16 protein-coding genes are annotated in these 13,908 nt (G+C 50.3%); 9 read left to right on the top strand and 7 right to left on the bottom strand.

From position 1 onward, the window contains the following. Positions 1-12: 12 nt before the first annotated feature. Positions 13-762 carry a sugar nucleotide-binding protein gene (locus ACZ2GZ_RS12755; RefSeq protein WP_029596072.1) on the bottom strand — a complete coding sequence of 250 codons (750 nt, stop codon included), beginning with the start codon at positions 760-762 and terminating at the stop codon, positions 13-15. Positions 763-862: 100 nt separating this feature from the next. On the opposite strand from ACZ2GZ_RS12755, the gene ACZ2GZ_RS12750 reads away from it, so the two are divergent. Further along, positions 863-1,429 (top strand): GNAT family N-acetyltransferase, encoded by a 567-nt coding sequence (locus ACZ2GZ_RS12750; RefSeq protein ID WP_470295304.1) that lies wholly within the window; start codon positions 863-865, stop codon positions 1,427-1,429. Between the two features lie 85 nt (positions 1,430-1,514). Then, positions 1,515-2,324, top strand: a complete 810-nt coding sequence (locus ACZ2GZ_RS12745) for a DUF368 domain-containing protein (RefSeq protein WP_058765707.1) — start codon at positions 1,515-1,517, stop codon at positions 2,322-2,324. 47 nt (positions 2,325-2,371) lie between these two features. Here the strand turns inward: ACZ2GZ_RS12745 and ACZ2GZ_RS12740 are convergent, their stop codons facing one another. Continuing rightward, on the bottom strand, positions 2,372-2,926 hold the full coding sequence (locus ACZ2GZ_RS12740) for a methyltransferase family protein (RefSeq protein ID WP_021065269.1): 555 nt from the start codon (positions 2,924-2,926) through the stop codon (positions 2,372-2,374). A gap of 107 nt (positions 2,927-3,033) precedes the next feature. Then, the gene (locus ACZ2GZ_RS12735; protein ID WP_214715534.1) at positions 3,034-3,882 is read right to left on the bottom strand and encodes an ABC transporter ATP-binding protein; all 849 of its coding nucleotides are present in this window, start codon (positions 3,880-3,882) and stop codon (positions 3,034-3,036) included. 189 nt (positions 3,883-4,071) lie between these two features. Here ACZ2GZ_RS12735 and ACZ2GZ_RS12730 point away from each other — a divergent pair, with 189 nt between their 5' ends. Then, complete coding sequence (locus ACZ2GZ_RS12730) at positions 4,072-5,121, top strand: NAD(P)/FAD-dependent oxidoreductase (protein ID WP_214715532.1); 1,050 nt, start codon at positions 4,072-4,074, stop codon at positions 5,119-5,121. A gap of 9 nt (positions 5,122-5,130) precedes the next feature. Here the strand turns inward: ACZ2GZ_RS12730 and ACZ2GZ_RS12725 are convergent, their stop codons facing one another. Further along, positions 5,131-5,544, bottom strand: coding sequence for a VOC family protein (locus ACZ2GZ_RS12725; RefSeq protein ID WP_029596069.1), 414 nt, complete (start codon positions 5,542-5,544; stop codon positions 5,131-5,133). Positions 5,545-5,647: 103 nt separating this feature from the next. Here ACZ2GZ_RS12725 and ACZ2GZ_RS12720 point away from each other — a divergent pair, with 103 nt between their 5' ends. Further along, a complete protein-coding gene (locus ACZ2GZ_RS12720; RefSeq protein ID WP_029596068.1) occupies positions 5,648-6,019 on the top strand; it encodes a hypothetical protein in 372 nt (123 codons plus the stop codon). 56 nt (positions 6,020-6,075) lie between these two features. Here ACZ2GZ_RS12720 and ACZ2GZ_RS12715 read toward each other — a convergent pair whose 3' ends face one another. Continuing rightward, on the bottom strand, positions 6,076-6,945 hold the full coding sequence (locus ACZ2GZ_RS12715) for a hypothetical protein (RefSeq protein WP_214715530.1): 870 nt from the start codon (positions 6,943-6,945) through the stop codon (positions 6,076-6,078). Between the two features lie 329 nt (positions 6,946-7,274). On the opposite strand from ACZ2GZ_RS12715, the gene ACZ2GZ_RS12710 reads away from it, so the two are divergent. Beyond that, complete coding sequence (locus tag ACZ2GZ_RS12710; protein WP_021065275.1) at positions 7,275-7,502, top strand: hypothetical protein; 228 nt, start codon at positions 7,275-7,277, stop codon at positions 7,500-7,502. A 191-nt stretch (positions 7,503-7,693) separates the two neighbouring features. Here the strand turns inward: ACZ2GZ_RS12710 and ACZ2GZ_RS12705 are convergent, their stop codons facing one another. Beyond that, positions 7,694-8,608 carry a hypothetical protein gene (locus ACZ2GZ_RS12705; protein ID WP_214715528.1) on the bottom strand — a complete coding sequence of 305 codons (915 nt, stop codon included), beginning with the start codon at positions 8,606-8,608 and terminating at the stop codon, positions 7,694-7,696. Positions 8,609-8,810: 202 nt separating this feature from the next. Here ACZ2GZ_RS12705 and ACZ2GZ_RS12700 point away from each other — a divergent pair, with 202 nt between their 5' ends. The 4 genes from ACZ2GZ_RS12700 (at position 8,811) to ltrA (ending at position 12,935) form a co-directional block, all read left to right on the top strand. Then, a complete protein-coding gene (locus ACZ2GZ_RS12700; protein WP_214715526.1) occupies positions 8,811-10,052 on the top strand; it encodes an LCP family protein in 1,242 nt (413 codons plus the stop codon). 79 nt (positions 10,053-10,131) lie between these two features. After that, positions 10,132-10,836: an NAD(P)-binding oxidoreductase gene (locus ACZ2GZ_RS12695; protein ID WP_214715524.1), complete on the top strand. Its 705-nt coding sequence runs from the start codon at positions 10,132-10,134 to the stop codon at positions 10,834-10,836. A gap of 27 nt (positions 10,837-10,863) precedes the next feature. After that, positions 10,864-11,082 carry a PspC domain-containing protein gene (locus ACZ2GZ_RS12690; protein WP_021065279.1) on the top strand — a complete coding sequence of 73 codons (219 nt, stop codon included), beginning with the start codon at positions 10,864-10,866 and terminating at the stop codon, positions 11,080-11,082. A gap of 590 nt (positions 11,083-11,672) precedes the next feature. Next, positions 11,673-12,935, top strand: coding sequence for a group II intron reverse transcriptase/maturase (gene ltrA, locus ACZ2GZ_RS12685; RefSeq protein WP_470295303.1), 1,263 nt, complete (start codon positions 11,673-11,675; stop codon positions 12,933-12,935). 65 nt (positions 12,936-13,000) lie between these two features. Here ltrA and ACZ2GZ_RS12680 read toward each other — a convergent pair whose 3' ends face one another. Continuing rightward, positions 13,001-13,858: an aldose 1-epimerase family protein gene (locus ACZ2GZ_RS12680; protein WP_470295302.1), complete on the bottom strand. Its 858-nt coding sequence runs from the start codon at positions 13,856-13,858 to the stop codon at positions 13,001-13,003. Positions 13,859-13,908: the final 50 nt, after the last annotated feature.

Raw genomic sequence — 13,908 nt, 5'->3', positions numbered from 1 at the left:
CCCGCGGGCGACTCATTTCGTGTGTAACGCTAGCCGTTTTGTAATCGGTTGAATCGTGATATTCGTATCGACCATTCGATTATCACGTTTCGGTTCATCAGTCTGTTCGATTTGCCACGACGTATCATGTGACTCTTTGAGCGCCATCGCGATGTCATACAGAGAGTGACTCGAATTGCCGTTCAATTGGTACAGCCCGGGCCCTCGCTTCGTCAAAATCTCGAACAAGGCATCGGCCGTGTCTTCCAAAAACGAGCAAGACGGGTACCAGTGAGCGCTCGCGACGATGACGCCATGTCGTTTCATCTCGTTCTCGAAATAATCCATCATGTTATTCGAACCGGCACGATGCCCGATTTGCCAACCGAGCCGTACGATTTGGGCACCAGGATTGGTCCGGGCAATCGTCTCTTCGCAGGCCCGCTTATAGGCCCCGTATTCATCGGTCGCGTCAGGAGGCATGTCCGGTGTGATTGGCCCTGTCACGTTGTCAGAGAACACCGAGACGGTGCTCGTGAAGAGAAATGGAATCTTATATTCTCCGCATAGCCGAGCTAGCGTGTCGGCCCATTCGACGGCACCCATCCCGATATGAAGAAAGTAGTTCGGACGCACCGATTCGATGAAACGTCGCATCTCGGCCTCATCTGTGGTCGATACTTTCGTTCGGTCCCAGGCCACGGGCTCGATGCCATGCCGCGTTAACGTCTCGGCGACGACAGGGGCGACGGTCCCGTTCATACCTGTTAAAATTGCTTTCATCATGCATTCCTCCCTTTTGTTTCTATCATCCCACACTTCATGAACTGACAAACCCTTTGTGGACAGCTTTATGCTAGACTGTTGAGTGGAGGCGATAATGATGAATATTCGAAAAGCGACACCGGACGATCAGTTGCAGATTGCACCGCTCGTCTATACGGCGATTCATGAAATCGCCTATTCATTGACCGGCACATCCGATCAAGAGCACATGCTCGTTCGACTCGCGATGTGGATTGGTCAGCCTGGCAACCGCTTGAGCTACGAGAACATATGGGTGGCCGAATCCGATGCGACGATTGCAGGCATCCTGATTGCGTATCATGGCGAGCAGGCGGCAATGCTCGATGAACCGATTAAAGCTTGGCTCCGGACAAACGGTCAGTCTGACGAGATGGATGTCGAAACGGAAGGCGACGTCCTGTATATCGACTCGGTCGCCGTCGACGCGACGTTCGGCGGACGCGGGATTGGGACGGGCTTGATTCAACAGGCGATTGCTCATGCGCGTGCCATGAACATTCCTCGCGTCACGCTCAACGTCGATCAGACGAACCCGGCAGCAGGTCGATTGTATGAACGTCTCGGCTTTATGAAAGAGAAAGAGATTGAGATATCCGGGGGACGGTTCGATTATATGACGTTTACGGTAAGCGAGAACGCCTGAACACGTCACGAAACCGATGCAAACCGATCTGGACTCGGCTATACTATATGCTTGATCACATTGAGAGAGAAAAAGGAGATTGTGTATGGAGTGGAAGAATATGTTGCGCGGCATCGCGATGGGAACGAGTGATTTGATTCCTGGCGTCAGCGGCGGGACGATTGCAGTCATTTTAGGAATTTATGACCGTTTGATTGAAGCAATCAGTGGTATCTTCAGTCGGCATTGGAAACAGCACTTGTTGTTCTTGATTCCGCTCGGGATTGGAATGGCAGGGGCGATTTTAGGACTCAGCCGCGTGATTGAGTTCCTCTTGCTCGAATATTATGAACCGACCCAGTTCTTTTTCATCGGATTGATTCTCGGGATTATCCCGATGCTCTTCTTTGAATTTCGAACGAGAGCCATTATGCGACCGGTGCATATCGTCGCGATGGTCATCGGAGCGATTCTTGTGGCCAGCATGGCAATCATCAAACCAGCAGATACGGCGATCATCACGGAACTCTCGACAGGGACGACGATTCTCTTGTTCTTCTCAGGATGGCTCGGCAGTATGGCGATGTTGTTGCCGGGAATCAGTGGCTCATTCGTATTGCTTTTGATCGGGGTGTATCCGACCGTCATCAGCGCGTTGTCGAACTTGAACTTGCTCATTATCGGCATCGTCGGTCTTGGAGTGGCCGTCGGTTTTATCGTCAGCAGTAAAGTGATTCGCTATTTGCTCGGTCATTTTCCGGGCATGACGTTTTCGGTCATCATCGGGTTGGTCATCGGCTCGCTTGCGGTCGTGTTCCCAGGTCTGCCGGACACGACAATCATGTGGATACTCAGTATCTTCTCGTTCTTCGCTGGATTCATCATCGTCCGTCTACTTGGACGTTTCTCCGTTTAACCAAACATGCACGCCCGTCAATGAAGACGAGCGTGCATGTTTTTTGCTTAATAAATGAACGGGATCAAGCGTTTACGTGACTTGGCCCACGTCTGATACGTCACACCGAAGTGAGACGTCAACATCTTCTCCTCGATATGGATGCGCCATAAGAGAGCGAGACTCATCAAACATGTACCGACGAGAGCAATCGTCCAAGGTGCGAAAAAGAGTGAAAATCCGAACGTGATAAATAAGAGCCCTGTGTAGAGGGGGTGGCGTAAATAACGATACGGTCCCGAACTGACGAGCTCATCCGCGGGCCGGACGACGACGTGGCGGGTGAACTGATGGCGCAATTGTCGGATGCCCCAATAGCGAAGTGAGACACCGGCGATGAACCCGCTCAGGCCGAGCAGGCGTTGCAGTGTGGCCTGACGTGTATCGGTCCAAACAGAAAGTCCGATCGAGATAGCGAATACGGTAACCATCATCAATGAGACGATATAAAAACTGGCGTGCTCACTGGCACCATCGGTCGGTTCGGACCGGTTTCGGTATCGCCAAATTTCATATAGCCAAGCGACCGAGGTGAGAACAAATAATCCATCGAGCCAATCCATAACGTGCCTCCTTTTTCAATACCTTCGATGTATTACCCGTGTCTTCCTCCTCACTAACGTGCAGGAGACGAAAAAACGTCTCGCGATGTGCGGGACGTCAAGAAAGCCTAACGGGCATTGGCAAGCAAAGTTGCGGCGGCCTGCTGGGCAGGGGGCGCTTCTTTTAGCTCATCTTTAATCAAATGGTAAGTGAGACACATCGGTTTTTCGGTCCGGGGGTCACGCCCGATGATGGCATCGATATGGAACACTTGTCTGAGCACGAGCGGACAAATGACTTCCTCAGCCGAACCGGTCGCGAGCACCTCGCCGTCTTTCATCGCAACGATATGATCGGCAAAGCGAGCGGCCTGGTTCAAATCGTGGAGCACCATGACGATGGTCCGCCCTTGCTCTCGATTGAGCGTTTCGAGCAGTTCGAGCACTTCGAGCTGATGGGCCAAATCAAGGTAAGTCGTCGGTTCATCCAAGAAGATTAAATCGGTCTCTTGGGCGAGTGCCATCGCAATCCACACGCGTTGACGTTGTCCCCCAGACAGGGCGTCGACGCTGCGGTCTTTATAAGCGAGCGTCCCGGTCACATCGAGTGCCCAATCGATGACTTCATGGTCATGTTTCGAGAGGCGTCCAAATCCGGACTGATAAGGGAATCGACCGTAGGAGACGAGTTCGCCGACGGTCAAGCCGCCGGCACCTTCCGGCGTTTGCGGCAAGATGGCCATTTTACGGGCAATCTCTTTCGTATTACATTTCGCGATGTCGGCCCCGTCTAAATGCACAGCGCCAGCAGATGGAGAAAGAATCCGTGTCATCGCTTTTAAGAGCGTCGATTTTCCACAACCGTTCGGTCCGATAATCGTCGTGATTTTATGGTCGGGAATCGACAAGCTCAATTGTTTTACAATCGTCTTGTCCCCATATCCGACCTTGATATCCGTCGTATGTATCCGTGACATGATGGATTCCCCTTTCCGTAAATGACGCCCGTGATAATGATTCTCAATATCGAGTTTACTATAGCAAGTGCGACACATCGTGTCAATGTTTGTTTGATGTCAAAATAGATTGTCGAGCGGTCTAATTCGCGGTATAGTGAATGAGAATGAGAATCAATGGCGCAGGAGTTTTGAGGAAGGGTGAGGACGATGAGCGAACAGGACCTATATGATGTAACGATTATTGGAGGCGGACCGGCCGGGCTATATGCGACGTTTTACAGCGGATTGCGGGGGATGAAAACGAAATTGATTGAGTTTCAACCGCATCTCGGCGGGAAAATCCATGTCTATCCAGAGAAGATGATTTGGGACGTCGGGGGTGTCACGCCGATGACCGGGGCTCGACTCATCGAACAACTGGTAGAACAAGGCTTGACGTTCGACCCGACCGTCGTGCTCGGAGAAAAGGTCGAAGCGATGACGAAAGATCACGATGGCCATTTCGTATTGGATACGACGCACGGGCAACATCGATCGAAAACGGTCATTGTCGCGACAGGAAGTGGTATCCTGCAACCGCAGAAAATTGATATTAGCGGAGCGGAGCGCTTCGAGGTCTCCAACTTACACTATACGGTCAAATCGCTCATGGCGTTCAAAGGGAAGACGGTGTTGATTTCGGGTGGCGGCAACAGTGCGATTGATTGGGCCAACGAGCTTGAACCGATTGCCGAGCGTGTCATTTTGACGTATCGAAAAGAGGCGCTTAAAGGACATGAGTCGCAAGTCGATAAGCTCCTCTGTGGACGTGTCGACTGTCGATTGCATACGCAAATCGAGGATTTGATTTCCCGGGACGGGACGACGATTCATGCCGTCGCTCTCGTCGATTGCGGAACAGGCGCCCGCGAGGTTGTGGAAGTGGACGAGGTCGTCATCAATCATGGGTATGAGCAGGATACAGCGCTTCTCGGGGAATGTGAGCTTCAAGTCGAGATGGTGAACGATTTTTACGTGAAAGGCAATGCGAGCAGTGAGTCGTCGGTGCCAGGTCTATACGCAGCGGGCGACATTTTGACGCATGAAGGGAAAGTCCATCTGATTGCGGGTGCTTTCCAAGATGCGGCCAACGCTGTCAACCGAGCGAAAACGTTCATCGATCCGGACGCGACGAAAACCGCAATGGTATCATCCCATAACGAACGATTGAAAACGAAGAACCGGGATATCATCGAACAGGCATTACAAAAGCAGTGAGGGGAGCCCTCACTGCTTTATTGTTGGATAATCACATAGTTCGACGATGACGCCTCCGGAATGACGGGGGTCCATATAGATGAGGCGCCGGCCTTTGGCCGTCGTCCGCAACGTGTCCTCTAAAAAAGTTACACCGTCACGTTTAAGTGACTCGATTGACTCGTCCAAATCCTCGACGCGATAGGCGATATGGTGAACACCTTTACCACGCGCTTTCATGAAGCGAGCGATTGGGCTGGTCGGACTCGTCGGCAATAATAGTTCAATTACGTCGTCACCCACGTGGATGACGGCAATCTCCGTCTCGACGCCGATGGCTGTGTTCGTATAACGGTCGACCAACTTTCCTTGTAGAACGGTCGTGTAAAATGCGATCGCCTCGTCTAAGTCACGGACGGCGATTCCGGTATGGTCAATGTGCATGGTTGTTCCCTCCTCTCGCTCTAGTTTGACGAAACTTGAACAAATTGTCACTTCACAACGTTTTGTCGGAATCCGATATACTAAAAGAGGGAGGGACGGCGAAATGAACGGAAAGATCACTCTTGGATTGGTCAGCGCGTTCGCGCTGGTGTCATTTGTGTTTGGACTCTCACTTGCGACGTTTGTCGACTATCGGATCAATGAAGAGCAAGTCGTTCTGGAACGCTTGACGACCCATAAAAAAATTGGCCCATCTGAACTTCTATCCACAGAAGTGGACTTTCACTTGAACGGTTCGAACTACGCCCTGCGGTTTACAGACGAGCCCCACATCACGTACTGGTTCAGTGTGACGGATCGTGAAATTCAGTTCGACCGGATTGAATCGTTGGACCGACGTGATACGGGTCTTCGGACCAATCTCTTTGAAAAGATGCCACCGCTCGCGATGGATTCGACAAACGCTGCCGAATAAAAACACGAAACGAACGAGTCTGATTGACGGACCGCGGACGTTTCGTGTTTTTTTTATTAATCCGTTCGCGCTGGAGTCAAATACTTCAATAATGTATAAGTGGATGATGGCGTTGGACGGGCGCCTTGCTCGTATAAAGCGTGCAGGACGTGTGTCTGCATCGAAGTGGCAGTGACACTCATCAATTCTGTCTTTTTAAATTTATCATAGTATGATTGCTGAAAAAATGAGATGCCTTCTTGAGTAAATTCTTTTTGGCCAACGATATGCAACTCGTGGAGGTACAATCGACCTTGCTTAATCTCGCCGTACATCGTACCGACCACGGTGCCTTTCCATTTTAACGAATAAAAGATTGTTTGCCTTCGATGGAGCATATCAAGTGCCCGAGCCGTAAGGGGGACGGCTCCAGGCAAGAGCCAGAAATATTGATTTCGTTTTCGTAACCAATCTCCATGCGTCTCGGGATACTCTATACAAAATTGCCATTGGTCAAAAGTTGTTTTTGTGTACGGAACGAAAGGGAACTCAAACGACGTCGCCTCGAGGTGGGGAAGAAATCCAATGTCCTTGAAACCATTCAACAAATTGCCTGGTGCGTCAGTTGGGAGAGTTACCGAAACCGTTGTGTTATGACGAACCTCTAATCGAAGTTGGAACAAGACCTGATCGATTAAACCACTTAACATCATGCGATTTTTGCAAGTGGTGTCGCTCAAGCGAATCAAATGCGAGGTTTTGAAATCCTTGCAGTCAACTGTGACAGCGGCGACTGGCTTGTTACGAAACCACCCGGTATAGTGGTAGCAGTCAGCAGACAGACAGAAAAGATGTGGAAGTTGACCTGCTGGATAGAGAGAGTGGAGCATGGACCGTTCATGGGGCTTGAGTTGTCGGCTTTCTTTGACGATAAAGGTGTGCTTCATGAAAGCAACCTACTTTCTACAGTTATTGGAACACCCTTAAATTGTAAGCGTTACCACTTTAAAATGCTTGTATTAAAATGATGAACATTATTTGGTTAAAATAGGGATGAATTTAAGGCATTTTCCTGAGAGTCCCGTTTAAAAAGAACAGGAGAATGGCTTCAGAAATAGGTTTGTATCAAACTGAATCGAAAAAAACAAAACTAGATCTTTTAAACGGAAATGGGTGTGAGAATTATTTAACTGGGGGGGAAACGAAGAAAACCGTGTCATGACTTTGAAATCGACATGCTATAATTGATGTAAAGAAACGAACCGAGGAGACGACTATGCGATATTTGACAGGCTTGTGGTTGATAGTAGTGCTGTTGGCGGGGACGCCGCTCGTGGCTCAAGCGGATACAGAAGAACCGATTGTGGTCCACGAGAATGTCATCGTCGACGAGGCGGTAGAACTATATGAGGGGTTTCGCTCCCCGAATGAGATGGTCTTTATTTTTGTGCTGATCGTGTTACTGTCCGTCATCGGTCTTGGAATCATTAATGCCATCGAATAAAGTGAAAACGTTCACAAAAATGCAATATCTAAAACGGAAGCGGTTTCAAATCTGATTTATACTAAACGTGTAGGAAGGAAGTTCTGCACCAACTTCCCCTCCTTTTCAGATGAACACCCCTCGTTCATATCATGTATTGGAGTCAACCGACGATGTCGATTGACTCCCTTTTTTTCGTATGCAGCATGAGGTTACAACTGGATGCGCTTTTCTTTGGCGAGACGACGCAATCGTTTCGTTTCATTCGTATGTCCATGACTTTCAAGCATATTGACATACACTTTGAACGGTTCAGAACGATGCGAGAAGAACGGGATATATTCGGCGAACAATTTTTGTTCGGCCTCAGATAACAAGCCACGTTCGACGAGCAATTCTAGCTCGAGCATTTTTAAAGCTTGATAATCGGCGAGCGCATTATCGTCTGTCTGGGCTTTCGCTAACGTACGGTCGCACAACGTGGTGAGGCGTTCGTGGAGCAAGTTCCATTCAGCTATACTATACGATTGCTCGAGGAGGGTCGAGAGCAAATCGACCCGGGTGGAATCGACATCTTTTGGGACGTGGAGCGCGGTATACAAAGACCGATCAATCCAAACGGCAGGGGCGGGGGCGTCGAGTTGATAATATTGAATCAGTTGGGATAACATCGTGGTTTGAGACAATTTTAATAGTCGAAACGGGTCACTTGTCGTGAATAGAGGTTCTTCTCCCGCTGAAGACGACAGCAACAAAAACATTTCTTCATACATCGTCCGAGCCTCGGGCTCATCGTCAGCGTAATGGACGAGGTCGCGAATAATCTTTTTAGCGTGAATGTACCAGTTTTTTTGATCCCGTTCGCTCATCACTTGATTGGGCACTAAATATAAATGGTCATATGTCAATTCGACAAAGCGCTCAGCGAGGATGATGGTCTGTGAGAGCGAATGACGTTCGTCTGACGACTTTTGTTCTTTATAGCGCGTGAACTGGCTGACCATAAAGTCGATGTCTTTCTCTTCAATCACGGTTTTTGGGATGTTGCGATACATCTCGACAATTACATCGCGAAGCGTGGCTTCACCGTATTGTTCCAGCAACATCCGTAACTTCCCGATACGCATTAGCTCTCCCTCCTTTCGAGAGGACGTCGAACAATCTATCCATCCACAGATGGGCAGACACCAATTATTATTCCTTTCCCGGTTTCGATTCAAAACAACCATTCCGTCTCATGCTTAAGACGGATTTTTGCGCTAACCGTTGTCAGAATAGCGTTTGTCGATGATAATGTAGAAAAATCTAACCATACTAGAGGTACAGCATATGAATGACGATCAACACTTATCACGTGTCGAACGACGGAAACGGGAGCTTGAACGCGAACGATTAACCGAACAAGCCCGGCTAGACGAACAAGCTCGACTAGATGAAGAGGCTCGACACGAGACGCCCCAGCACCAAGGGCAAGTAGAAGACAAGTTTAACAATGATTCGAATCGACCGACAGATACAGGGCAGGGCGAGCATCCGTTTTTAAATCGTTCGGAGGAAACGCCGTCGGAACGCAAGAAGAAATCGCTCAACGTCAAAAAACCGAAACTAAGTCTTCCCTTCGGTAAGAAGCGTAAGTCGAAGCCGCGCCGAGATGAACGACGTGAGCCTAGACAGAAAACACGAGAGCCGGAACGGACGCACGCCAAACGGGAGACGGCCGCTCCGAAGGAAAAACCACGCCGTCGCAAATGGAAAGGGAAATTGCTTCTCGTCCTGTTGCTCTTGATGATTGGGGCCGGCTATATGGCGACACGTCCGGTCACGTTTTTAGTCATGGGCAGTGATGCCCGGGTCGGAGAATCGTTATCAGGATCACGGACCGACTCGTTACAGCTGATGGAATTCGTGCCGCGTTCCCGCACTGTCCAAAACGTCTCGATTCCACGTGACACGTATACGGCGATTCCTTGTGAACCAGAGCGAGAAGGCGATAAAATCACCCATGCCTTCGCCTATGGCGGTGCTGACTGTACCGTTGGAGCGGTAGAGGGATTGACCGAAGCGTCTGTCGACGGTCAAGTCGTCATCACGTTCGAAACGTTCATGGAACTGATCGATTTGGTTGGCGGCGTCAACGTGACGGCGACCCACTCGTTCAGTGAGAAAGGCTTCAATCAGACGTATGAATACACGGAAGGTGTCTCGTACGCCATGGACGGAGATATGGCGCTCGCCTATGCTCGTCATCGGAAAACAGATACGGATGGGGCGCGATCGAATCGACAGACCGAGGTCATGTCAGCCGTCGCCGATAAATTGGCCAGTCCAACAGGCTGGACAAAAATCCCGGCAACGTATCGCTTTATGAAAGACGAGATGGGGCTTGAGATGAACCCGTTGCAAATGGCTTCAATCGGAATGACGATGGTGCTACAACCACAGGTGGACAAACTTCAAATCGAAGGGGAAGACGCCTACATCGATAACGTCTATTACTATCAACCGACCGAAGCGAGTGTTCAAGCCGTTCGCGATGCCCTCAACTTAACGATGTGGGGAACTGTTAGATAATTTTGCGAAAAGGGTTTGATTCCATCCCGAAAGAGGAAATTTAATCAAATGAACTACTCTTTTGAGGAGGGAAATTTGAATGAAAGTTTTAGTCATTGGAGCAACAGGAAAGATCGGTAGACGTGTATTGAAAAGTTTAGCGAAAACGCATCAAGTGACCGCTTTAATTCGTTATCCTGAACTACAGGCAGAGTATGAAAAAATGGGTGCGCGTGTGCTCACCGTCGACGTCGAGAAAGAATTAGATAAAGGGATACACGAGGCGACTTCCGGACAGGATGCCGTCATCATCGCAGCAACGGCTGGGGCAGAAGGTTCGAGCAAAGAAATCGAACTGTTGGACCGCAACGTCGCCATGAAAGCTATCGATGCTGCGAAAAAAGAACGTGTCCGCCACGTCGTCTTGCTCAGCGCTTACGGCGCCGATCAACCAGACGCTGCACCAAAAGAACATTACAACTTCTTGTCTGCTAACAATGCGGCTGACGAGTATATCGAACATAGCGGTTTGAACTACACGATCATTTGCCCAGTGACAATCGTAGATGGTCCAGGGAAAGGTTCGATTGAGGCATCAGAAGATTTGAGTGATGCGAGTGACGCAACGATTTCTGAAACGGACGTCGCGACCATCATCGCCGCCTCGCTCGATAATCGAGGCTTGTACGGACGTCGGATTGAAGTCAAATCAGGCAGTACACCAATCAACGATGCGCTCGATTTCGACAGTCGTGGAGAAGTGGCGACAGGTGGCAGAACGACGCTCCGTCGACCACAGCGTTAACGAAAAACTGGAGGAGAAGGTGTCTTGATGGAACGAAAACTGTATAAAGATCCGTCGAATCAAATGATTGCTGGTGTTTGTTCGGGACTCGGGAACTACTTAGGTGTCGATGTGACATTGATGCGAATCATCTTCGTCGTTCTCGCCCTATTTGGAGGTCCAGGTCTTCTGATTTATATCGTCCTCGCCATCGTCATGAAAAAACCGCCTTCAGAGTATGAGGCGGAGCAAGACAGTCGCTTTTAACAAAACGTGCTGACCATAGCGGTCAGCACGTTTTTCAGTGTGCCCGGCATGGGCGTAATCTATAGGGTGCAAGTCCCGAACTGTGAAGGCAGAAGTAATAGTTAGCCAAGCGCAAGGGTGTCCACGGCGACGTGGAATCTGAAGGAAGCGGGCGGCAAACCTCCGGTCTGAGGTACACGAACTTCATACGAGGCTATGTGCGACTGGGTGAGCCTGCTGAACAAGGCAAAGCCCTTTCTGCCGAAGGTCGCATGCAGTAAATGGAGCAGATAGATGGAGGGAAAGATTGCGTCCTTACCCGGGGAGCTCTGATTGGAACGCCAAGTACCCTTGGTAACCCGCACAGTGATGGGCGGCTGAACAATCAGAAGTCAGCAGAGGCCATAGTACCACCTTGTCTCGAGACGAGTGGGAAGGGCCGAACAATTAAGAGAGAACAACATCTTGGCAGGCAGTCGCTGTGATGAACACAGACAACCCGTCAGGGCTTGCTTGAATGGAGGACGTGGTGAATTCCACTGGGGACATCAAGAGGGTGGAGCAGGGACTGGATAAAGAAGAAGCGTTGTTCACGGAAAGAGGCATAACGAATGTTAATGGAACAGATTCTGTCACGGGAAAATTTAATACGTGCCCTGAACCGAGTGGTTCGGAACAAAGGAAGCCACGGTGTCGACGGAATGCCCGTACAAAACCTGCGAGCGCATGTCAGCGAACACTGGGACACCATGAAGGTGGAGCTTCTGTCGGGAACCTACCAGCCGCAACCGGTCCGCAGGGTCGAAATCCCGAAACCTGACGGCGGTGTGCGACTGCTCGGCATCCCTACCGTGATGGATCGCTTCATTCAACAGGCGATCGCCCAGGTGTTGTCGTCTATCTACGACCCCACGTTCTCTGACCACAGCTATGGATTCCGACCGAATCGGAGTGCCCACGGGGCGGTCAAGAAAGCAAAAGGGTACATCGCAGAGGGAAATCGCTGGGTGGTCGATATCGACCTGGAGAAATTCTTCGACCGGGTGAACCATGACAAGCTCATGGGGCTTCTGGCGAAGCGAATCGAGGACAAGTGTCTGCTCAAGCTCATCCACAAGTATCTGAAAACCGGAATCATGATAAACGGAGTCGTGACGGACAACGAGGAAGGCACTCCGCAAGGAGGCCCACTCAGCCCACTGCTCTCGAACATCGTCCTAGACGAACTGGACAAGGAACTCGAGAAGCGTGGACATCAGTTCGTCCGCTACGCCGATGACTGCAACATCTATGTGAAAACACCAAAAGCGGGAAATCGGGTCATGAGGTCGGTGACCTCCTATATCGAAGGGAAGCTGAAGCTGAAAGTGAACGGCAACAAGTCCGCCGTAGACCGCCCATGGAGACGAAAGTTCCTTGGGTTCAGCTTCACGAAGCACAGAGAACCGAAAATACGGATTGCCAAAGCCAGTGTGAACCGGATGAAAGATAAAATCCGCGACATCACATCGCGAAAGAGACCATACTCGATGGAGGTCCGTATCCAAAAGCTGAACCAATACCTGATGGGATGGTGCGGATACTTTGCGTTGGCAGACACACCGAGTGTGTTCAAGACCCTCGAGTCGTGGATTCGAAGAAGGCTACGCATGTGCGTGTGGAAGAGTTGGAAGAAGCCGAGCACAAAAGTGAGAAAGCTCACCGGACTGGGCATCCCGAAAGGGAAGGCCCATGAATGGGGCAACTCACGGAAGGGTTACTGGCGGATTTCAAAAAGTCCGATACTGCACAAAGCCCTCGGGAACTCCTACTGGAGTTCCCGAGGGCTCAAAAGTCTGGTATCACGTTATGAAACTTTGCGTCATACATCTTAATTGAACCGCCGTATACCGAACGGTACGTACGGTGGTGTGAGAGGTCGGGAGTTAATCACTCCCTCCTACTCGATTTCCATATACAAGGTGTAAGTCGCTTCGAACGACTCGCCTGGTTCGAGCAGTTGCATGTCTTCCTTATGGAGGATGTCTTTCCGGTGCCCTTTATAGTCGGCATGTCCGAACCACGGCTCGAGACAGGCGAACGGGGCGTCGGAATGTGGAGGTGACCAGATGCCGAAGTGGGTGAACTGGGGGGATTCCATGACGATGGCCCGGCCGCTCGGCTGATGCCGGAGCGCCGCGTATTCGATTTGTTCAAAGATAAGGGCGTCCTGGTCGAACAAATGATGCGTCAACGGGATATAACGACGTTCCCCAAGCGGTTGATAAGCACCCGTCAAGTAAGGTCCTTCGAGCAAGAGACGGTCGAGTGTTCGTGTCTCCCCAAAGTCAATCGTATAGTCTTCGAACGTGCCCCCGGCAAACGGAATGTTGAAGGCCGGATGTCCGCCGATGCTGAATGGGAGTACGACATCATCCCGATTGACGACGTGGTACGTCACATTCAACTCTTCGCCGATCAAGCGATAGATGACGTTCAGTTCGAATGAGAACGGATAGTGTTTACGGGTCTCGATCGAATCACGAAGAATGAACCGGACGTGTGTGTCCGAAGCCTCGGCGACCTCGAACAGTTCGTCTCGTGCAAATCCGTGTTGGCTCATCGTGTATGTCAGTCCTTCATATAAGTAGCGGTCGTCAAGCAGCCTTCCGACGAAAGGGAATAGGATTGGGGCTTGCCGCCCCCAATACGTCGGGTCGCCTTGCCAAAGGAGCTCCGTTCCTTCGACTTTCCAACTTGTCATTTCGGCGCCGTGCGCTTTTAGGGTGAGGCTAACTTTCTCATTGTGAAGTTGCAAGATAGTTACTCTCCTTTGAATGATGTGATAAGTTAAGTTTAGGAGTGAAC

The organism is Exiguobacterium sp. KKT215 (assembly GCF_055635335.1).
Note: the sequence above shows the minus strand (reverse complement) of the source record. Positions and strands in the feature narration are given on the sequence as shown.